The sequence below is a fragment of the Alteromonas sp. Mac1 genome (genome assembly GCF_001562125.1).
Lineage (GTDB): Bacteria > Pseudomonadota > Gammaproteobacteria > Enterobacterales > Alteromonadaceae > Alteromonas > Alteromonas stellipolaris.
In genome coordinates this window covers 4,389,588-4,412,482 of sequence record NZ_CP013932.1, presented here as the reverse complement: position 1 = coordinate 4,412,482, position 22,895 = coordinate 4,389,588, and the positions used below count along the sequence as shown (strand labels likewise).

The 22,895-nt window shown below is 45.1% G+C and carries 15 protein-coding genes; 7 read left to right on the top strand and 8 right to left on the bottom strand.

Annotated features, from left to right (window positions below; genetic code table 11):
- Positions 1-37 precede the first annotated feature (37 nt).
- From AV939_RS18655 to AV939_RS18640, 4 genes are all read right to left on the bottom strand, one after another.
- Entirely contained in the window at positions 38-2,710 is a 2,673-nt protein-coding gene (locus AV939_RS18655; RefSeq protein ID WP_061998017.1) for a glycoside hydrolase family 16 protein, read from the bottom strand.
- A gap of 510 nt (positions 2,711-3,220) precedes the next feature.
- Positions 3,221-6,415 (bottom strand): hypothetical protein, encoded by a 3,195-nt coding sequence (locus AV939_RS18650; RefSeq protein ID WP_156454653.1) that lies wholly within the window; start codon positions 6,413-6,415, stop codon positions 3,221-3,223.
- Positions 6,416-6,468: 53 nt separating this feature from the next.
- Positions 6,469-7,245 carry a fimbrial biogenesis chaperone gene (locus tag AV939_RS18645; RefSeq protein ID WP_061998015.1) on the bottom strand — a complete coding sequence of 259 codons (777 nt, stop codon included), beginning with the start codon at positions 7,243-7,245 and terminating at the stop codon, positions 6,469-6,471.
- A gap of 62 nt (positions 7,246-7,307) precedes the next feature.
- A complete protein-coding gene (locus tag AV939_RS18640) occupies positions 7,308-7,817 on the bottom strand; it encodes a hypothetical protein (protein ID WP_057795508.1) in 510 nt (169 codons plus the stop codon).
- Positions 7,818-8,313: 496 nt separating this feature from the next.
- Here AV939_RS18640 and AV939_RS18635 point away from each other — a divergent pair, with 496 nt between their 5' ends.
- Positions 8,314-9,276, top strand: coding sequence for a cation diffusion facilitator family transporter (locus AV939_RS18635; RefSeq protein WP_057795510.1), 963 nt, complete (start codon positions 8,314-8,316; stop codon positions 9,274-9,276).
- A 28-nt stretch (positions 9,277-9,304) separates the two neighbouring features.
- Here AV939_RS18635 and AV939_RS18630 read toward each other — a convergent pair whose 3' ends face one another.
- From AV939_RS18630 to AV939_RS18620, 3 genes are all read right to left on the bottom strand, one after another.
- The gene (locus AV939_RS18630; protein ID WP_057795512.1) at positions 9,305-11,026 is read right to left on the bottom strand and encodes a solute:sodium symporter family transporter; all 1,722 of its coding nucleotides are present in this window, start codon (positions 11,024-11,026) and stop codon (positions 9,305-9,307) included.
- A 16-nt stretch (positions 11,027-11,042) separates the two neighbouring features.
- A complete protein-coding gene (locus AV939_RS18625; protein WP_061998014.1) occupies positions 11,043-13,145 on the bottom strand; it encodes a glycoside hydrolase family 31 protein in 2,103 nt (700 codons plus the stop codon).
- A 224-nt stretch (positions 13,146-13,369) separates the two neighbouring features.
- Positions 13,370-14,131, bottom strand: a complete 762-nt coding sequence (locus tag AV939_RS18620; RefSeq protein ID WP_061998013.1) for a sulfite exporter TauE/SafE family protein — start codon at positions 14,129-14,131, stop codon at positions 13,370-13,372.
- A 101-nt stretch (positions 14,132-14,232) separates the two neighbouring features.
- Between AV939_RS18620 and AV939_RS18615 the strand changes: the two genes are divergently transcribed.
- The 6 genes from AV939_RS18615 (at position 14,233) to AV939_RS18590 (ending at position 20,154) form a co-directional block, all read left to right on the top strand.
- On the top strand, positions 14,233-14,982 hold the full coding sequence (locus AV939_RS18615) for a GntR family transcriptional regulator (RefSeq protein ID WP_057795518.1): 750 nt from the start codon (positions 14,233-14,235) through the stop codon (positions 14,980-14,982).
- Between the two features lie 356 nt (positions 14,983-15,338).
- The gene (locus AV939_RS18610) at positions 15,339-16,301 is read left to right on the top strand and encodes an aldo/keto reductase (RefSeq protein WP_057795520.1); all 963 of its coding nucleotides are present in this window, start codon (positions 15,339-15,341) and stop codon (positions 16,299-16,301) included.
- Between the two features lie 9 nt (positions 16,302-16,310).
- Positions 16,311-17,303 carry a TauD/TfdA family dioxygenase gene (locus AV939_RS18605; RefSeq protein ID WP_061998012.1) on the top strand — a complete coding sequence of 331 codons (993 nt, stop codon included), beginning with the start codon at positions 16,311-16,313 and terminating at the stop codon, positions 17,301-17,303.
- Between the two features lie 5 nt (positions 17,304-17,308).
- Positions 17,309-18,310, top strand: coding sequence for a YeiH family protein (locus AV939_RS18600; RefSeq protein WP_057795524.1), 1,002 nt, complete (start codon positions 17,309-17,311; stop codon positions 18,308-18,310).
- 137 nt (positions 18,311-18,447) lie between these two features.
- On the top strand, positions 18,448-19,797 hold the full coding sequence (locus AV939_RS18595; protein WP_061998236.1) for a sulfite oxidase: 1,350 nt from the start codon (positions 18,448-18,450) through the stop codon (positions 19,795-19,797).
- 3 nt (positions 19,798-19,800) lie between these two features.
- Positions 19,801-20,154: a hypothetical protein gene (locus tag AV939_RS18590; RefSeq protein WP_061998011.1), complete on the top strand. Its 354-nt coding sequence runs from the start codon at positions 19,801-19,803 to the stop codon at positions 20,152-20,154.
- 175 nt (positions 20,155-20,329) lie between these two features.
- Here the strand turns inward: AV939_RS18590 and AV939_RS18585 are convergent, their stop codons facing one another.
- Positions 20,330-22,894, bottom strand: a complete 2,565-nt coding sequence (locus tag AV939_RS18585) for a glycoside hydrolase family 3 protein (protein WP_082746072.1) — start codon at positions 22,892-22,894, stop codon at positions 20,330-20,332.
- Position 22,895: the final 1 nt, after the last annotated feature.

The window sequence follows — 22,895 nt, the reverse complement described above, 5'->3', positions numbered from 1 at the left end:
TTGCTGCCGCTTGAGTGTGCAAGCGGCAGAAGCTTTGCTATTGCGCTGCAATTTCAGCATTATCTATACGATATACCGCACCTTCACCGGCACCCCATGCTGGGAATACCATCACAACATCGATAGCGCTGATGTCTAAGCCAGCGTCATACAATGTTTGAAGTGGGAAGGTATAGGTTTGCCATTCGCCAGTGACTGGATCAGCACCTTCAAGGCTATCTGAAATTGGAAGCTCCACAGCACTTGATGTATCGCCAGACTCAATTTTAAATAACCAAGGGGCGGAAGCATCGTTAGGCGCCGAGCTTACTTTCATTTCAAAGCGCACTACGCCTGTTGAAAGTAACGAAGAGGCATCAAAGTAAACATCGTCGTCGGCAAGGAAGCCCATGACAGTAGGTGTTGCGCCAATACGGAATTCAGCCACTGTGCCGTGGTCGGCATCATCGACTTCTTCGGTGGGCGTAGAGCCGCCACAGCAATCCCAAATAGACCATTGATCAGCCGCTGTATCGGCAAACAGAGTTAGCTCGGTTGCCGCAGGTGTGTCGCCATCTGGGTGGTAAAATTTCACGTTATCTAGGCGATAAACTGCACCTTCACCTGCGCCCCACGCAGGGAACACCATAATTACATCAATGGCGCTTAGGTCTAGGCCAGCAGCTTGTAAATCAGCAATAGGGAAGGTGTAAGTTTGCCATTCACCGGCAGCGGGCACTTGTCCTTCAACGCTGTCAGAGATAGGTAACTCAACCGCAGTGGCACCGTCACTAGACTCAATCTTAAATAACCAATCGGCACTTGCGTTGTTCGGCATGCTAACAACGCGCATATCGAATTGTAGCAATCCGCCATCTGCTAAAGCAGATGCGTCAAATGGCGTGTCGCCACCGCCTGAAGCTGAACGGGTAATAAAGCCCATAACAGTAGGTTCTGCGCCAATACGGAACTCGGCGGTTAAACCATGTTCTTCATTGTCGATTTCTTCGGTAGGAGTTGAACCGCCACAGCAATCCCACATTGGCCAATCAGGGTTCATTTCATCTTCGAATATCACCAATTCTGGATAGGCAGACTCTTGCGAAATTTCAACATTTGCTAAACGATAAACGGCGCCATCGCCTGCACCCCAATCGGGGAATACCATAATTACGTCAATAGCGCTGGTATCTAGTCCCGCATCTGCTAGTGCACTTAATGGAAACTCATATGACTCCCATACGCCTTGCTCAGGGGTATCGCCAGCCGTATCATTAGGACCTACATAGCCATCCGCTAGCGGCAATGTAGCTGCAGTAGTGCCTTCGCTACTTTCTATTTTAAACGACCAATTCGCGGCTGTATCGTTAGGCGCTGACATCATCTTCAGGTCGAATTTTACGCTACCGTTTTCTTCCATAGGTGAGGCATCGAAAGGGGATGCTTGACCTGCGGGGTCGGTAATAAATAGCTCGCGGCTAATAAAGCCCATCACAGTAGGTTCTGCACCAAAGCTGAATTCATATACCTGACCTTCAGCACTATCTTCCACTAGTGCAGGAGTTGAACCACCGCAGCAATCCCATGCCGGCCAATTAGGGTTAGTGGTGCCGTCAAAAATAGTAAGATTTTCTGCAATGCCTGTTGAAGGCGGCGAAGGAATAGGGGCAGCTCCTTCTACCAATGCATCGTCTAGCGAGTCGTAGCCCGGGCGAACGGTTTCACATCCTGCGCCTGTATCTGGGTTTGAGGCACATTCGTAAACCCGAACATAGTCGATATCAAAGCTTTGGCCATTTTCAAATGCACTGGCATCAATGCCCGTTTCGTTTACCGCTTCAGGCCAGTTTCCACCTACTGCTAGGTTTAGAATGAGGTAGAACTCTTGATCGTATGGTGCGTTATCCCAGTGGGTAACTAGCTCACCAGTACCTTGTTCGAAGTACTCGGTGTACCAACCACGATGTGACAAGCCTGTAGCTTCGCCATTACTGTTATAACGTACTTCAGAGCGACGCTGAGTGGCATACAAGTAATCGTCCATATACCAACGAATTTCACCTTCTTGCCATTCTATCGCGTAGGTATGAAAGTCATCTGCGGGGTTTGCGCCATCAGGCAGCGAATAGGCTTGGCCTGAGCTATCGTTGTTTGGCCATTCTTGACCATAATGCAAGGTGCCGTAGATATGCGCTTCAGGATTGCCATCTGCATCGGCAGCTTTAAGGTTAACCGCTTCAAAAATATCAATTTCACCAGAACGGGGCCAGCCACCATACACTTCGTCGGTAGGCATCATCCAAAATGCTGGCCAACTGCCTTGACCCGAAGGCATTTTAGCGCGCATTTCAATGCGGCCATATTTAAAGTCTGCTTTGTAACGAGTAATTAAGCGGGCTGAGGTATAAGGCTTTTGTGCACCCTCTTCAGCGGGCAATGCAACAATGCTTAATGCACCATCACTAATGAATGCGTTTTCGTCGCTATCGGTATAGCACTGAGCCTCGTTGTTGCCACCGCCATCGCAGTTAACCTCGTGAGTCCAGTTATTATCGTTAATGGTCGCGTCTTCAAATTCGTCGCTCCACACTAGTTCCCACCCTGTGGCAGGGGCGCTAGTGTCAATGGCGTCTATATCTGTAGAAGTGGTTGCTCCACCGCCACAGCCAACCAAAGTTGTGACCGTTAACGCGGCAGCAATCCGAGAAAGTTGAGTTACATTTTTAGTCATTATCTTCAGCCCTAATGCTAAGTAAATGGTTATCTAAAACGCCGCGTTGGCCACGTCGAGTTATGTTTTGTAAGCGCTTCCATTTGAGCTTGTTATTTTTCTGTTTGAAAGCGCTTACATAAGATTAATGCACGTTAATTGAAAGATCAACAACACTCTTTGATATTTTTAACATTTGGTTTACTTGGTGCGGGTGTGACTATGCAACGTGTTATTTCAACTAGCTGTAAAATATAGTTTTTATTTTTATAAAAGCAAAATTGCTGTAATTAATACAAAAAATTAACCTTGTATTCTGGTGAATAAAAATAAAATGTTAATTGATTAGTCGGAAGGTTAATGGCAGAAATTTATTACCTATATTGCGCCATGAAACCATAATGCGAAGGTAGTCCATGCCAGTGCTTAACGCGCCTTTGATACTTTATGAAGCATTAAGTGTTGAAATGCGTTTTTGTCTTTCTAATAGAAGGTGGAATACGTGCAAGATAGCGGCTTCAATAATAGCCTCTATTGTTTTGTTAGTAAGCTTTCACGGGTGACAGAAAACGGGCCGCTACGGTATTTAGCATCGTAATAATCATCATCACAAACTGAAGTAGCAGCGGGAGCAATAAGGCGGTAGAACGAAGGAGATTCGTTGTTATTAGGCAAAAGCATTAGTTCAGGATGCTTAATAAAAATGGTTGGATTAATTGAGCTAAGTGCTTGATAGGCGGCAAGCTGACAAAGGCGTTCGGCGGAACTTGATTCTATTTGATGAAGTGAGTGCCTGATGAGTTCTTGTATATCCTCTAGTATTGATTCTAAACGCCAATGCGCGCCTGTATATCGCGCTGATGGACTTATGAATGCGTGACTAAAGGCGGGGTGTTGATTGAGTTTTTGTAATATCATTTTTGCTTCACTAAATAGGTCAAATCTTCCTACTGTTACATAAGTTAATGCGGCGCTATGATTGCGATGAAATTGAATTGACTCAGGGGCGATGGGTAAATGCTTCATCACTTCAAAAATGGAGCGAGAATGCCTGAATATACCAATTTGTATTTCATATTTGTGGGCGGAGTCGGGGCTTGAAACAGGCTCAATGGTTGCAGCGTTGGCCGCAAGGTTTCCGTTGGAAGAAGAGGTTTCTCGCGCAAGCAAAATATCATCTATAAAAACGGAATCGCCTTGTGCTGGGGCTGTAAAAGCAAGGGTGCTGGATTGAATAGTTAAGCCTTGCTGAATGAGGTAGTCCTCATCTATTTCAATGCGGTACTCCCCTGGAGGAACAGCATTAACATAGAAATAGCCATCACTCTCTGTTCGCGTTTTAACCACTATTTGTTCAGTATTGTCGATAAGCGCTATGTCGACATAAGCTGCGCCACGGCTAGACGAATCACCTACTAGATAAATGGTTCCTTCAACATCATTAAAGGTATGTACTGGGAATTGAGTTTCATTAACCCCGCCTGCGTGGGTCAGTACTTGTACTTTGCCAGAGGCTGGCAACATATAGGGGTCAGGAAGCGAATCAGGTTTTAAGGTGAGGTTTTGTGTTCTGGCTCCCGTATTGAGCCTGACCATTCCATTTGTGTCGGTACTTTTATCACGCCATAGTGAGCTTCCAGTAAACGTGACGCCTTCGATAGGCATTTCGTTAGGGTCTTTGCGTAAATTTCGATTATCGTCAAGGAAGGCAAAAGCATCTATACGCCCAGCAGTGGCACCCGCCGAACGTTCAAAATTCAAACTCTGTGTATAAGGGTTAACATTGGTATTGCCGGTTAAAGAAAGGTTTACTGACCAGTCCCCCCCCTCCATGACGCTAGCTGCCAATCCAATATTCAAGGACTCAAAGCGCCAGTTGTGTTGGTGTCTAATTTCTAAGGCATTGTCAGTGTCGTTTCTATAACGTAAGCGAGTTTCGCGATGTTGGGAAAGCGATTGCGGCCATCGCATCGACACATAGAAATTATCAGTTGAAAAGCGGTCTGAAGGAATAAAGTTCCACGCACTAGAAAGGTTCCACCCATTAACGTCTTTGGCGTAATACAATCGGCCAGTGACCGCAGCATTACTGTTGTTAGAGACGCTGAACCCTGAAGCAAACGTCCCACCCAGAAAGTTGTCATTTACATTTACGCTTAGCGCACTTTGGGGGTCATCGAATTCATAGGCTCTGTGGGTCATACTGGCATTCCAGCCGAAGCGGCCCAGCCATTCAGTTTTTCCGTTCAAACGTAACGAGGAAATGTGCTTAATATCATCATCTTGTGAGTATGCATCACTATAAAAGTTGTTGAAGTAACGGGTAGCAAAGTTCATGTTGAGGTTGTTGCTGAACCGACCGTTCCAGCCTAAAAACATACCGTAACCGCCAGTATCCTGATCTGATACCTCAAATTTGAGCGCCGAGCCGAAAAGTTGGGTATTGATACCGGCAGTGACATACGAGGCAATTTCATCTTCCAGCCAAAGGCGTTGAACGCTAGCAGATAAGGTAGCGCTATCGGTAAGACCGTAGCCGAGCCTAGCGACAGTGGCTTTTCCAATCCCCGTTGTAGATACTTGACCATCAAGTAAGCGAAATTGATTATCGGTAAGCCCAAATAAAAAATCGAACTTGCCCTGTCTTAGCTGATTATTACCCACATTGACGGTTTTAGTTCTAACCTCTTGCTGACCTTCAGGCCCATATAATTTCAACTCAAATAAGTTTGCCCCATAGAAGGTTTCTATATCTTCGAAAAGTACCTTGTTCTCCTCGTTACTAAATTGCTCGTCGATAAATTGCCCATTTCTGAAGAGCTGCACTCGCCAGCCAGGTAATACGAATTCTTCAATGCTAGTGCTTGAAAAACTGCGTCGCTGCCGCGTATCCCCATTATGTACAATCAAGCCGAGTGACTGCCCAGAGCGTGTAACAAGTTCATCTCTTTGCAGCTGTATATCGCCAAATTCATAGGCAAAACTGTTTAAGGCGTTGTTAGTGTCGTTTTCGTTTTCGTTTAAGGTTTTGCCAAACCGCAGGTAATGGATACTCGTGTCATCAACTCTACTTACGCGAAGGTTTGCTGAATGATATAAGAAATCGAACCCTGCATTTATATTAGCGGAAAAGCGACTATCGCTGGTGGCGCTATCTTGTTGTGATAAACGGTAAGTCACCAGTGGCGATGTGAAAAATTGATATCGATCTTCAACAACTTTACTTACAGGCACTACGTTAGGCTTAAAATGAATAGGCGGATTATCAGCGCTTGTGTTTGAAGATGAATTTAAGGGAAGCCGGCCTGTGAGGTTAAGCTGAAGCAACGTATAGTTAAATTGTTGTTCAATCTGCAATAAGGTAGCAATCATGCGTGTATCGATATAAATATCGAATTCATCGGCTGCCCAAAGAAACGCATCAGGAGGTGTATTATCCAGCGTGGGCAATGTTTGATTAAATGCATAATTGAAGCTGCAGAAATCACTACTACCTGGTGATTGTATAGTCCCTTGAGCCATTGATATTTCCCAATCTAGGGAGAGTGCATCGGCAAACAAAGAAGCAGGGACGAGGTATCGTTCACCAACAGGGTAAACGTCAAAGCCGTCCCATAGGGGGCGGCCGTTAACGCGTAACACACTAATCAATAACTGATCTTCATCTAAAGCCACCCGAGCCGTTGAAGAAATGGGAGGACAGGGCTCAGCCCATGAGACGAACACAGTAAGACACAAGAAGGTTAAGGATAGTATCCTCATGACGCGTTAGCGGGTTACTATTTTATAACGTGATCAATAGATAGCGCTATGTCGCCACCGAATTTATCAATTTCAGTAAACCGAATAACAACAGGCCCTTTTTTTGCGTTTTGCAGGGGGATCAGTACTTTTCGACGTTCAAGTGGGCGATAGACTGCTACGTTATTCAGTACACCAACTTCTTCCCCTTCAGCATCTTCAATGATGAAGTTTCCAAACAGTGAACGATTGCCCGAACGTTTTAACCAAACTTGTACGTGTGGTTTTCCGTTGTAAATAATAGTGGATGGATTCACCATTGAAGCTTCAGCGGTAATGCGTCCATGACGCACTATAATCGGAATATTGTATGCAAGTTTGCTGGCAAGGTTTACATTCCCGTTCGTACTAGGCGCTATTTCTGTGACTAAACGAAGGTTAGCTCGGTACTCACCGTCAACAAGTCCAGCAGGCTTTCTTAATGCGAAGCGCAGCGCTTGACGCTCTCCGGGTAGAATATTTCCACGTTTCGGTGAATATCTAATAAAAGTCGATGCAGTAAGCGGATCTTCTGTGACCGCGTATACTAACCCCTCTTCAGTCATTGCATTAATAGATAACTCTGCCTGATAAGACATTGGCGTTGAGCTTGTATTACGTATTTGGATGGAGTCTGAGCGGGATTTAGAATCAAAATAAATGCGAAATTTAGATAACGAAACATCTGCATTGGCAACATTGGAAAAAAATAGCGCAGCAGAGATAACAAGAAAAACAGAAAGACGAATAGGTGTTAACAGCCGTATCAGTATCATATTTACTTTTGATTTCGAGTATAGAAAAGAATAGGCGAACGCAGTTGGCTCGCCTCAAACGATTACTGGAACGTAACGTCAACTACATAGTTAGCGGTATAAGAGTCGCCTGGCGTTAACGCCGAATCAACCGTCATGTCACCATATACATCGATAGTAAGATCTGTACCTGATGCGTCTGTAGTAACCGCAGTCAATGTGCCGTCTGCGATATTGTCGTGTGTTGCCACAGCTGCATTGATGTCGTAGTTCGCTTCAAAAGTAACATTAGTACCAGATGCACCTGTCACTGTGACATTCACAGGAACATTTGAAGCTAAGCCTGAAACCGTAATTAGACCAATAGCAATGTTTGCATTAGAAACATCGCAATCGCCCGTTACCGCGCCCGCATTATCCATGGTACACACAGAGCCTACGGTTGGCTGCATTGCACCGAAGTGAAGTGTTGCTGTCTCTGCAATAGTAGCATCGGACATCGCGTCTACATTCGCTTGAAATGTTTCACTTGCTGCAAGTGTTGACGCAGAGATAGTAGAAAGTAGCGCTATTGTCATTATTCTTTTTTTCATTTTGTTTCCTCTCATACCTTTAGTCGGGGCTGCCTAACGAATTATTTTACAATTGTTCTAAAATCAGTGAGTTGCTGGGAAGCTTTTATCAGTACTCAATTGACAGCGAAAATATATAACCACAGTCTTTACCCTTTTAAAAGGCGTTAAACCTTATGCTTACTTATTGAATTTAATAACTATTATAGAGATGAAAAAAATCAGATGTTCAACGTGTTGATTATATTTAAGTTTTTTTTAAGGCACTTTTTAAAGTTATACTTTTGTATACAAGCATAAATTTTATAATTTTCAAATTTTTTTAAAAAAAATATTGCTTGGGTCGGGTAGATAGGCGTTTTTTTGCATTTTATTACTGTCTTGAATGTTTATAAAAACCTATTATCGCGCCACTAAGTTGACTTTAAACCAAGTGTTTTTACTAACATCGTGTTTTCATGGAAGCGGTTTATAATTTCAGTATGCAGTGGACATGCAATTAAAGGAGTGACACATCATGCACCACCATTCTCACGGGCATTCTCATGGTCATGGGCACGAACATAGCCATGCAGAAACCGACAGTAGCCGCATAGGTTGGGCATTCTGGTTAAACTTCTGCTTCACCATTATTGAATTTATCGGGGGGGTGCTAACTAACAGTGTCGCTATTATGGCTGATGCGGTTCACGATTTGGGCGATACCCTATCAATTGGCCTTGCGTGGTACTTAAGTAAGCTTGGTCAGAAATCGGCTACCGATAAATATTCTTATGGCTTTAAGCGGTTAAGCCTTTTGGGCGCTATGATCAATGGGCTTATTCTTGTTGCTGGTTCGGCGTGGATATTATCTGAGGCGATCCCTCGGTTGGCAAACCCTGAAATGCCGATGACAGAGGGCATGATGGGCTTGGCAGTAATGGGCATTATCGTAAACGGCTTTGCGGCTTATAAGCTAAGTGGCGGCCATTCAATGAATGAAAAGGTGCTTAACTGGCACCTCATTGAAGACACCATGGGCTGGGTAGCGGTACTTATTGTGGCTATTGTTTTACATTTTGTACATTGGCCTATTCTCGATCCAATCTTATCTATTCTGTTTACGCTATTTATCTTGTTTAACGTTTTGCGATACGTAGTGCAAACCATGAAGTTGTTTTTACAAGGCTCGCCAGATGATACCCAAAAGCAGGCCATTTCTGATGTTTTATTAAGTATGGAACACGTTGAAGAACTGCATCATGTTCACTTTTGGTCTCTTGATGGCGAACAGCATGTGTTAACAGCGCACGTGGTAATTAATTGCAGTATTGATAACACTAAACTTAGAACGTTAAAGCAAGATGTATCAGACCGACTAGCGCCGTTTAATTTGGCCCACACTACCATCGAATTTGAATTGCCTGGTGAGCCTTGTCGTGATGACAGTGACAACTTGCATGTTCACCCGCATCACCATGAACATGTTCATATTAAATAAAAAAGGCGGCCAAGGCCGCCTGTTAGTATTATTGATGCGCTAGGCGCTTTAACCCTAATTCGTATCTGGCACGCCACCATTTAAGGCTTATGCCGATGGCGACAAAGCAGGTGCTCCACAGGCCAACTAGAGAAGGGATAAAGGCGTTACTGATACCGCCCACGAAACCCACCGGTGAGAACATTAAGTACAGAGTCACAATTAAACCAACCAGTACAATCGCGCAAGGAATGGCATAACGCCATGGAGTCATATCCACCTCTGCTTTAGGTACAAAGCGCCATGGCTGTGCCATAGGGTAGAAGTGACCAATAGCCAGCATAATGCCAAGTTCAATGGCAAACAAAATGGCGTAGATATGGATAAAGTTAATCTCTACTTGCCATACGAACTTCAGCAAGGCATACGCTATGACGTGAAAGATAATGGCGACCTTTGCAGCAAGGGCAGGCACGTTTTTAGTAAATAAACCGACCAATACAATGGTAATAACAGGAATGTTATAAAAACCGGTAAAGATACGAATAATCTGCCACAACCCTTCCGGTGCCAGCATTAATAACGGCGCAGTAATGAAAGACACCACCGCAATAACTAAACTGGTAATTTTGGCTACGCGAATTAGCTGAGAATCACTCACTTTATCTTTCTTAAAAGGTTTGTACACATCTAAACAAAACAGTGTGGCTGCACTATTTAATAACGAGTTGAACGAGCTAAATACCGCACCTAACAACACCGCTAAGAAGAAACCAGACAAGTATTGCGGCAACACCTCTTTCACTAAATGTGGATAGGCTAAGTCGATAGTTTGCAGGTTTTCATTTTGATAAAGGTGATACGCAATCACCCCAGGTAACATCATCATAAAGGGCACGAGTACTTTAAAGTACCCCGAAAACAACACACCCTTTTGCCCTTCAATTAAGTTCTTAGCACCTAATGTACGTTGAATAACGTATTGGTTGGTACCCCAATAAAACAGGTTGGCCAATATCATACCGGTGAAAATAGTTCCAAAGGGCACGGGATCATCAGCGCCACCTATGGCGTTAAGCTTTTCAGTTTCGGTTGTGGCAATAGTAGTTAGACCGGCCGCGAAGCTGCCATCACCTAATGCGATTAAGCCTAAGATAGGTACTAGTAACCCAACAATAAGAAGGCCTACACCGTTGATGGTATCTGAAACTGCTACCGCTTTTAAACCGCCAAATATGGCGTACAAGGCACCTATACTGCCTACCATTATAATGGTAACAATAAGGCTGGCTTCATAACTTAAATTCAATAACCCGGGCACATCGAATAACCGAAGTACCGCAATAGAGCCTGAATAGAGCACTGAAGGAATAGTAATTAATGTGTAACCGACCATAAATAGTACTACCGTCATTCTTCTTACGTTGTCATCGAAACGGTCACGTAAAAACTCGGGTAGGGTAGAGAAAGCACCCGCTAAGTAGCGGGGCAAAAATATCAGCGCCATGATAATGGTGGAAATACCAGCGGTAACTTCCCATGCCATAGCACTTAAATTGTACCCAAAGGCAGAGCCGTTAAGGCCAATGAGCTGCTCTGCAGAGAGGTTAGTCAGGATCATAGAGCCTGCAATGAAGGTGCCGGTTAACCCCCGACCCGCTAAGAAATAGCCGTCTTGTGTATTTACTTCGCCTTTCGTTTTCATGTACGAAATAATGGCGACCACGGCCATAAAGGCCATACAGGTCAGTAAGGTAAGCGTCACATTCATGCTAATACTCCGGCGGCTATTGCGGCCACATAGTGGTAGCAGACATATCCATTTCGGTATGTTGTACCTCAGGCCCTAAAACCACTTGCTCACCTTTGCGAACAAATACCGCCAGCTCATTTAAACTTAAAATTTGCTCGTAGTACTTACCGCCTTGGTAAGTGTCATCGTTTGTCGGTGAAGCGCTATCGGCATTAAAACGAACCCAATCACCTTCTGGTAAATAGAATTTCACTTTTCCGCCAGGCACAATGCAAGGCACCACCAACAAACTTTCACCGCACATAAATTGTTGTTCAAACTGACGGGCTAGTGGGTCGTTAGGGAACGCGAGGGCCATAGAGCGCTGCACAGGTAAGCCGGTTTCGCTGGCTTGTTGTGTGGCTCTTTCTAAATAGGGCAGTAAACGATATCGCAGTTTTAGCGCATCGAATACGGCATCAGATGCTGCCTCGCCGTATGACCAAGGTTCGCGAGGGCCAATGCCATGCAGACGCATATGAGCAGAAAATACTGATGCTTGTGCCCAGCGAACGTATAATTCTGCGTCACGAGTATCTTTATAGAAGCCGCCGATGTCGGTGGCAAAAAATGGACCGCCCGACATGCCCCAAGAAAGGCTACCGCGAATACTAGCAGCTAGACCATGCCAGTCTGCTTGAGGGTCGCCCCCCCACTGGGCTGGAAAGCGTTGGCTACCTGTCCATGCTGAACGGCTGAACAGAAATGGCCCCGTTTTACAATATTTCTCAGCCGCTTCGTATACGCAGCGGTTATACAGCATGCTGTATACGTTATGCAGGCGGTCGCCAGAATCGCCGCTGTATGAGAGCATATTGTCATCTTCTAACTGCTCACCAAAGTCGGCTTTAATCATATCAACACCCAATTCGAACAAGGGCTTGTGTGATTCTTTCCAAAATTCGTAAGCGTCTGGGTGGGTGAAATCTAAAATACCTGAATCGGGTAGTGGAGTAAGCACTTCACCGAACGGGCTTAAATCCCACTCATAACGATAAGCTTCACCAGTGCGCTTGTCCTTAATTAACCAGCCTTTTTCAGCTGCCTTTGCGTACAGCGGGTTTTTCACTGAAATCATGGGGTATTCCCATACGCAAATTTTAAAGTCCATGGCTTTTAGTTCATCAAGAATCGGCTTAGGATCGGCGTAGCGAGTAGGGTCCCATTCAAAGGCAAAGCGAGTATCGGTATCTTGCCATGCGCGGCCATCTAGCGTGATGACATCGCAAGGCATGTTCTTTTCACGCACTTCTCGGGCCACGGCTAATAGCTCTTGGGAATCTTTGTAGTAGGCCTTAGAAAGAATAACACCTAGGCTCCATTTAGGTGGAACAGGCGCGAATCCTGTAAGGCGGCTGTAAGTATGAATACTTTGCGCTGGACTATCGCAGTGATACAAAAACATATCTAATAAGTAGTCTTCTACCACACAAATGTACGCGCGTTGCGACCAAGGTGCATAGCCTACACCATGAGCCACTGGCGTCGGCGTGTGGACAAAAAGGTTCCAGCCTTCAGGGCTCCACGCGTAAGGGGTGTTTTTATAAGACTTCTCAGTGTTTACGCCAAGTGCATCGTGATTATATGAACGAACCAACTGACCGCGTTTATCAAGCTTGCCCCATTTTTCACCTAAGCCGTAGATTGATTCATCGTCACCAAGTTCTAAACAAATTACCCAACCGGCATCAGTTTTGGCGAATGGAGGAAGGCGATGTTGACGCACAAAGTGCCCATCGGTAGCCGATTCTTGTACCAAAATATCATTTCGATAAAGCTTGAAATGAAGCGGGGCAGAAAACAGTTCTAAACGGTATTCACCGGCATTAATGGTGCAGTGCTTATCGTCTCCAGAAAACACGAGTTGCTCAGCATTCGGTGTGGTAACCAGCATGCCATAGTCAAAACCATCAACTAGGGTCGCACTATCACCGCTCGACTGAATACGTAAGCCGAATTGGCTGATAGAAAATAGTAAGCTGCCGTATTGAGTAGGCACCGCTAGGTGGTGATCGTCTACTAGATAAGGGCTCGCGGTAATGTCCGCCGCCTTTATGCTGTTCCAGTCTGGCTCGGTTACCGAAAATGCATTACTCATATCACTTCACTCTTCGTGTCTTATATAAGACATAAGTTAATGAAATGTAACTTGGCTGTCAACGAGCAATTACAGTTTTAAGTGCAAATTATTACAAGTGCGCATTGTATTACAAACGGGGAATGGCGTTTATACTATTGGTAGCGACTGACAGTTGCGGCTATCTACATGCTGCCTTAGTAAACGTAGCAGTTAGTTAACGTAGTGATTAGTCAATACAGTGCTTAGTTTAACAAGTGGGGCACATTTTGAAGAATTAACGTTATCCCACTAAGCGCTAATGTACTAATGGCCAATAATCTTACCACGCTTGGTTCAATCCGCGCAGCTAGCAGCCTACCAATACGCGTAAATATTAAGATCAGGGGGATAGCAAAGAGGGTAGATATAACTGTAGTCTGATCGGGTAACGTGCCAAAAGGCACCATAGCTAAACGAATAAGCGCGGTAACACTAAAGATAGCCAGCAGAGTATATCGCACTTCGTGCACAGACCAATTCTGGCGATAACACTGAAATACCACGGGTGGCCCGAAAGTAGAAAATAACCCGCCTAATACGCCACCCAATGCGCCTGATACTATAAAGCCCCACCCTTTGCCAGAGGCAGCAGATTGGCTTCTTTTCACAATGAGTAGCAAACAGCAGGTTAATATTGCCAATCCAAGCAAAATATTTAACCAAACCGACAGTCCCGCGGACAGATATTCAAGCAAGGCGTAGCCCACGGCAATAAAAGGGATACCGCCAATCAACACAAGCGTGAAGGCTTTGCGGTGTATCAGGTGAACATTTTTCAACACAATACTGGTTGAATTCACTAGTCCTAAAACGCTAATTAAAAAAGTGGTGGCGGTAAGAGGAAGTAAATTAAACAAGGTAAAACTAGATACCACCATTAACCCAAAGCCAAACCCGCTCAAGGTTTGTAGTACAGTAGCAAAGCCCAATAGAATGAACATAGGTACTAGGGTTTCAAGTAACATTTTGCATCTACACCTGTAGTTGTATGTGATTTACATCAAAAATGCGCTATAACTCTTGTGTATGATATAACAACAAAAATTAAGCATTAGGTTAGGGTTTCATGTCTTCATCTCAGTTCGACCACAAATTAAGTGGTCCCAGTCTTGCGTTCCAACCGCTCTATCAGCAAGTTGCCGAATATATAAAGCAGCTCATTGTGGAACGTCGGTGGCAGCCTGGTGAAATGTTGCCAAGCGAGTTCAAACTGGCTGATGAATTTAATGTTAGCCAAGGCACGGTTCGTAAAGCGTTAACCTTGCTTACCGACACTAAAATTGTAACACGCCGCCAAGGTGTAGGTACCTTCGTTTCCGAGCATACTGCACAAGATGCCCTGTTTCGCTTCTTCCCGCTGCAAGCCGACGGCAAGGGGGCAGACCTACCCAAAGCCGAGTTACTTGGCATAGAACTCATATCCCCCGATAAAAACGTACAAGCCGCGTTAAATCTATCCGGCAAAGAGCGAGTGACAAAACTCGAGCGTCGCCGTATTTTAGACAACGAGTTTTGTATGCTGGAAACGATTTTTCTGCCGGCTAAATACTTTGCTGGCATACATGAACGCAAAGATATTCCCCATACCTTGTACCATTTTTATCAAACCGACTTTAATCAAACTGTATTTAAAACCCGAGACGGTATTAAAGCGGTACTAGCCTCAGATAACGATGCCAAGCTTTTACAAATAAAAGCCGGCGAGCCGCTGTTGCTGGTAACACGCGTGACAGAGTCTATAGACGGAAAACTGATTGAATACCGTGAGAGCAAATGTAGAAGCGATCACTATCATTACCAAGTAGAGCTTGATTAAATTAGCGCTAGCAATCCCTCTGCTAGCTTAGTGCATGGCCGTTTAATATCGCTATGCTTTGTTCGTATCGCTTCTTTTTAACGCTGCTCCATCAAGGCTCTACTCTTTAAAGCTATATCCTTTGGAACAGCTCCCTCTAAGACTATGCCATTTAACACTTGGCCTCTGAAATAAGGGGTTCGGTACACCGTCATTCAACAATGTCACTTCGAAATAAACACAAAAACAACTTCGCGAGTATCAAAAAGTGGGGGCCAAATTAATTTTGTTAACACTTTGTTGACATGGCATTCCTCCTATAATAACTTATGTCTTATACAAGACTAAAGTCTTTTTTATTAAACAGGATTAAAGATATGAACGCGTTGGAAAATATCCCTGAAGTTGGGTTTGGTTTCTGGAAAGTCGATACGGCTATCTGTGCTGATACTGCATACGAAGCGATTAAAGCGGGCTATCGCCATTTAGACTGCGCTTCTGATTATGGCAATGAGAAAGAGGTTGGCGAAGGCATTCAGCGTGCTATCAAAGATGGCCTTTGTACCCGTGAAGAGCTTTGGATCACGTCCAAATTGTGGAATACCTTTCACGCACCAGAGCATGTGCCGCTAGCACTTGAAAAAACATTAAGTGATTTACAACTCGATTATCTCGATTTGTATTTAATTCATTTCCCTATAGCGCAAAAATTTGTGCCGATAGAAACCCGTTATCCGCCTGAGTGGTTTTACGACACTACGCAAGAGAACCCCACTATGGAACTTGCGCCTGTGCCACTTTATAAAACATGGGAAGCCATGGAAGGTTTGGTAGATAGCAAGAAGGTTAGTCGTATTGGTGTGTGTAACTACAACACTGGGCTACTGCACGATCTAATGAGCTACGCCCGTATCAAGCCTGCCATGTTGCAGATTGAATCTCACCCTTACCTTACACAAGAGCGTTTGATTCGTTTAGCGAAAGACTACGACATGAAAGTTACCGCGTTCTCACCATTAGGTGCTCTGTCTTATCTAGAGCTAGAAATGGCGGATAAAACGGAATCGGTACTTGAGCAAGACGTAGTGAAAAAAGCCGCCGCTGCCCATGGTAGAACACCTGCACAAGTAGTGCTTCGCTGGGGTGTACAACGTGGTAATGCGATTATTCCTAAAACGTCGAAGCCTGAAAGAATGCGCGAAAACTTAGCGTTGTTCGATTTTGAACTTACTGATGAAGAAATGCAGGCTATTTCAGCGCTTAACATGAACCGACGCTTTAACGATCCAGGTCATTTCTGTGAAGCTGCCTTTAATCGTTTTCACCCTATTTACGACTAGGAGAGTACTATGAGCAACGCAATCGAATATGCCAATGTGCCAACTCAACACAGCTACAACGGTCAAGTTTTTCCGCAAATTGTGGTAAATAACGATGGCTGTAAAACCGTAGAAGAAACAGTGACGTTTATTCAACAGAACCAGGCTGAGTTAGAAGCGCAACTCGCCATTTCGGGGGCGTTGCTGTTTAGAGGCTTTCCCTTAAATTCAGCGGAAACCTTTGATATCTTTTCGGCCGGTTTCGGGTATGCAAACTTTACCTACAAAGAATCGCTGTCTAACGCGGTACGCATTAACTTTACCGAGCGAGTATTTACCGCTAACGAAGCCCCTAAAGATGTAGAGATTTTCTTGCATCACGAAATGGCACAAACGCCAATTTCACCCAGTAAGTTGTTCTTTTACTGCCAGTCAGCGGCTGATAATGGGGGTGCTACGCCACTATGTCGCTCAGATAAATTATTTGAAGCACTAAAAGCGGAAAATCCAGCGTTAGCTAACGAGTTTGCTGAAAAAGGCTTGAAGTACACTACCACTATGCCCGCAGCAGATGATGCTAATTCTGGGCAAGGCCGAAGTTGGAAAAGCACCTTAAGCGTAGAAAGCACCGCCGAAGGCGAGGCAAAGCTAAAAGAGCTTGGCTACAGTTGGGAGTGGATGGAAGATGGCAGCTTACGCGCTATTACACCAGTGTTACCGGCAGTAATTGAATTAGGTGATGGATCACAGTCTTTCTATAACCAGCTTATTGCTGCTTATATGGGATGGAAAGGGGTGCGTGAAAATCCCTCTTCAGCCATTACGTTTGGTGACGGTTCTGCCATTCCTAAAGAGGGTTTAGAGCGTATTGCTGAGCTATCGCAACAATTTACTTTCGACCTTGAATGGCAAGACGGCGATGTGGCGTTAGTTGATAACTATCGTGCTATGCATGGCCGTCGCCCATATTCTGGTGAAAGAAAACGCCAAGTATTAGTTGCTCTTGTCGCTGCTGAGCGTTAATTGTTATGACTGAGTTTGCCGCAAAGTGTAAATCGATTTGGCCTGGGTTTGGTATTGCCACAATAACCGGTATGGCAGCGCTGTTTTTAAGTGAACATTATGGCGCACCTGCCATGTTGTTCGCGCTGTTACTGGGTATGGCAATTTCATTTTTGTATCAGGCCGATGGGGTGTGCAAATGCGGTATTGATTTTACCGCCAGTACGCTATTACGTGCTGGTGTTGTATTACTGGGGTTGCGTATTGCCTTGGGAGACTTAGTTGTTCTTGGTTGGCAAACCGCAGCCATGCTGGCTTTTGCCATTTTCTCAACCATAGTGTTGGGTGTAGTGATGGCAAAAAGCGTGGGTATGCAAAAACGTTTTGGCGCATTAACCGGTGGCTCGGTAGCTATTTGCGGGGCTTCTGCGGCATTAGCAATTTCTACTATTTTACCTGCTGGCAAAAACCATGAGCGGGATACGCTGCTAACGGTAATTGGCGTAACTGCTATGTCTACCATTGCCATGATTGTTTACCCTATTATTGCTGGGCAATTGGGTATGAACGATACCGAAGCGGGCATTTTTCTAGGTGGTACCATTCACGATGTGGCGCAAGTAGTAGGTGCTGGTTATTCAGTGTCTGAAGACGCGGGCGATATGGCTACGCTAACCAAACTGGTTCGGGTTGCCATGCTATTGCCTGTGGTCATGATTATGATGGTTGTTATAAAACGTGCACATAGCAGCACGCAGGATGTGGATAGCGAAATGCCCAAGCTACCACTGTTTCTTGTGGGTTTTGTGGCGCTAATGCTATTAAATAGTTTTGTTACCTTACCTGAAGTGGTTATCGAATCAGGCTCACAGATATCTCGATTTTTTCTTGTAGTATCAATCACTGCCATTGGTATGAAATCAAACTTAGGTAAGCTGGCTGAAGTAGGCATGTTACCTATTGTGCTTATTGTGACGGAAACTCTTTGGATAGCCCTGCTCATATTGGGGTACTTGTTTTTAAGTTAGTCTACTCAAGCTAGTCAACTTGAGTAAGTCATTTTAAGCTAACTTTGTTAAATCAGTTTTTCTTGAATTAGTTGTCGACAGAAATGCACTCGTAAAGGAGGCAATGCGTGCCTATCTCAAATAAATCTAAGCAGGGTGTGAGCACGCATTCTGAATCATCAAAGCAGCAGACTTTGGCGAACGAAACCGGTATTCATGCCTTGTACGCCGAAAACCCTATTGCCGCAGACGAGCAAGTATTCGGACGTAAAACCGATGGGTTAACACGACGTGGATTTCTATCGGGATTCAAAACCCTCTCTTTGTTATTAGGTGCAGAAATAGTTTATGGCCGTTTTATGCCAGCAGGGCTTATTCCGGCTGCATTAGCGCAAACTGAAACGCCTTTTAGTATTGAAGGTAAAGATGGGTTAGTGGTACTAAACGACAGGCCTATTAACGCCGAGACACCCGCGCATTTACTTGACGATAAGGTTACGCCAGCGTCTAAATTATTTGTGCGTAACAACGGTATTGTGCCTGAAATAATCCCCACTGATTTTAATGAAAACGCGTGGACACTCACTATTGAAGGTGAGTCGGCAGCTGCATCTCGCACCTTCACCTTAAGCGAGCTTAAAGCGAACTTTAAACATTACACCTACCAACTCACCCTTGAGTGTGGTGGTAATGGTCGTGCTGAATTTTCCCCTGCGGCCAGCGGTAATCAATGGACTACCGGCGCGGTAGGCTGCCCGTCATGGACAGGCGTTCGTTTAAAAGACGTACTGAACGCCGTCGGTATTAAAGACGATGCAGTCTACATAGGTTATTACGGTGAAGATTTACATTTAAGCCGCACGCCGGGTAAAGCGGCTATTTCCCGTGGCGTGCCTATAGGTAAAGCATTAGAAGATGAATCGTTAATTGCCTTTGAAATGAATGGCGAACCGCTACCGCTAATGAACGGTTTCCCCATGCGGTTAATGTTTGGCGGCTGGCCAGCTTCTACCTCGGGCAAGTGGTTGTCGAAAATTGTTATTCGCGATCGGGTACACGATGGCGCGAAAATGGGCGGCAATGCCTATCGTGTGCCGTGCAAACCAGTCGCACCAGGCACGAGTGTGCCAGAAGACGAAATGTGTATTATTGAAGCCATGCCGGTGAAATCCTTGATTACCCACCCCAAGTCCGGTGCCGATCACAACAAGGGCAAAGCGTTGGCAGTACGCGGGCATGCATGGAGCGGCGAAGCTTCAATAGCCAAGGTGTTCACCTCAATTGATTTTGGGCAAACTTGGCAACAAAGTACGTTGTCGAAGCCAGTTAATAGGCATGCTTGGCAGCACTTTAATTCAGAAATTAACTTCAAGCAGGCTGGCTACTATGAAATTTGGGCGCGAGCTGAAGATGCAAATGGCCGTTCTCAGCCAATGGTGTTACCTGGTTGGAACCCCAAAGGTTACTTAAACAATGCGTGTCATCGCATTGCAGTAAAGGTAGTGTAGCCAATGAGCAGGCTGACAAGCGCGCTAATGCTATCGGTGTTATGTGCTACATCACTAGTAACGCTAGCTAATGAACATAAGCTCAACCCCGCGACAGGGCTTGTTGATGCTACGGGGCATAATATGGTGGCTGCACACTGTACTGCCTGTCATTCCGCTAAGCTTATTTCGCAAAATCAAATGAGCCGCGAACGTTGGCTTGAAACTATTCGCTGGATGCAAAGCACACAAAAGTTATGGCCCTTAGGTGAGGCTGAACCTGTCATCTTAGATTACCTTACGACGTGGTATGGGCCCAAAATCCAAAGTCGACGTGCACCTATTCCAGCTCATCTAATGCCACAAGGATCAGACTAGTTTTATCGCGGCTAAAAACTAAAACATCTAGTTTATAAATATAAAAAAACGGGAGCGTAAGCTCCCGTTTTTGATGTTTGTAATCTAGATGCTAGGTAAGGTTAACTTAAGCCCAGATAGGCGAAGCTAAGCCCAGCTAAACTAAACATTAACTCGCTAGCCCAGCAATCACTCGCTATGGACACGCAATGTCTGACATTAGCGCATCATCACTAGGAGCATTTGCTTCAAAGCGTACATTTGATACCAATAACGATGCCGATGCGTTAGCGTTAAGCGCAAATGGTGAGAAAAGCTCAGCAAATGATGCGCCTGCTTCTACGAAACAGCGTGAAGGAATAACAACCGTTTGCCACTCGGTTGAATTAGCTGCGAAGGAATTCAACGGTAACGACACACCGCAATCACTCCTACTACAACCAATAGACACACTAAGGTTATCTAGGCCTTGTGCCAATTTTACATCTAGCACAAGTGCCGACTCATCGTCGCTGTAATCACGCATATCTTCAGGGAAAGGTGAATAGAAGCCGACAGTAGCTTGGTCAGTAAACGTGAGTGACAAGCTATCTTCTTGCACCATGCGGTCGGTGGTCCGCACGCTAGCGCCTTCAGATTCCACTGTATTGCTTGTTACAGTCGTATCACCCGAAGCGTCTTTAATTATTAGCTGCCATGGTTTTTGTGTAGAAAGTACGTAAATATCATGGGCAGGTAACGGCGCGTTAGCATCAACACCAGTCGACTCAGACAGCGGCGCTTCGATGGGATCGGTATCACCAAACGTTAACCCATAACCGTAAGCAAATTGTGCGGTGTTACCGTCATCTTTGTTCACGATTTGCGTAGGGGTGGCTGGCCACGAGAACGAAAGTTTTCCGTGCATTGGATAGTTAATTTCACCGTCTTTTTTGGTGAATAAAACATCGGCAACACCTTGGCCTTCAGAGCCAGGTAACCAGGCTACTACAAAGGCATCACTGGCGTTAATTTCTGGGTTTACCCACAACGGGCGGCCGGTAATGAAAACAGACACCACAGGAATACCTTTGGCTTGGAAAGATTTCAACAAGGCAAGATCTGTCTTGTCGCCACGTTGATATTCAACATTTGAAATATCGCCATTGCCTTCAGCGTAAGGGTTTTCACCAAACACGATAATGGCTACATCAGGTTTATTGTCTGTTGAACCTTGTGCATCAAATGTCATTCCTTCAAATAAAGTAGCCGTTCCGCCAGCTTCACTAACGGTTTGCTGAATACCTTCAAAAATAGAGGTTGCGCCTGGGAAGTCGCTATTTTGGTTGCCTGTTCCTTGCCACGTAATAGTCCAGCCTCCTGATTGCTTGCCAATATTATGGGCAGCATCACCCGCTACCACCACGTTCATATTTGGTGCTAGTGGTAGTAATGCATCTTGGTTCTTAAGCATTACTAAAGATTTGCGAACCGCAGCGCGGGCAATATCGCGATGGGCTTGCGCACCAATAATCTCGCTATTGCCCGATAACGCGCGGTTAGCCGGAGAAGGTTGCTCAAACAAACCCATACGTACTTTAACCCGCAATACCCGGCGTACCGCATCGTCTAGACGAGACTGAGGAATAATCCCAGATTTAACCTGTGCAATGGTGTTCTCATACAAAGGTTTCCAAGCACTGGTAGGCACCATAAAAACATCAAGACCCGCATTCATAGCTTGAGGACAGCTTTCGTTAGTACAGCCTTCAATTTGGCCATGACCGTTCCAGTCACCTACGATAAAACCGTCGAATCCCATTTTATCTTTTAGCACATCAGTAAGTAGGTATTTGCTGCCGTGAATTTTCTTACCATGCCAGCTGTTGAATGACGCCATTACAGACTGTGAGCCAGCATTTAAGCCCTCAACGTAGCCTTGTGCGTGAATGCGAAACAAGCTTTCTTCGTCGGCAATGTTATTGCCTTGGTCGTCCCCGCCTTGTGTACCGCCATCACCAATAAAGTGTTTTACCGTTGAGATAACATGGCTATCATCAATGCTGCCACTGGCAATATCGCCTTGCATACCAGATACAATGGCTTTGGCATAAGCGCCTACAATGGCCGGGTCTTCTGAATAGCTTTCATAAGTTCTACCCCAGCGATCATCACGGGCTACCGCAACCGTTGGCGCGAATATCCAATCAATGCCAGTCGCACGCACTTCCTTGGCAGTCGCTTCGGCAATTTGAGTAATAATGGCAGGGTCGTTCATAGCACCCAAACCAATATTATGCGGAAATAAAGTAGCGCCAATCACGTTGTTGTGACCATGTACTGCATCAGTTCCCCACATGGTAGGAATGGTGCTGCCATCAACAGAATCGTCTATTGATGCTTGATACATGGCGTCAGCAATGGCAACCCAATCTTGTGGAGTGGCGTGCTTGTCGTTATTTGGGAACGCACCGCCGCCATTTAAGTATGAGCCAAATCCGTAAGTACGCATGTCTTCAAGGGTAACATCGCGAATTTCTGGCTGAATTGTTTGCGCTACTTTTTGCTCAAGGGTCATGGTGGCTAAAATAGCGTCTACTTTTTCTTCTACCGCTTCGCTATTGGCAGTGCTAAAAGTAATTTCAGGCCAAAAATCGGGTACTGATTTTTGTGCTGCTTGCTCAGTCTGCGCAGTTTTCGGCGTGCTAGCCTCGTCTTTCGCTGGCTGACAACCTGCCATAACTAATGCTGCGGCAATTAATGAATATGAACTTAGTTTCATA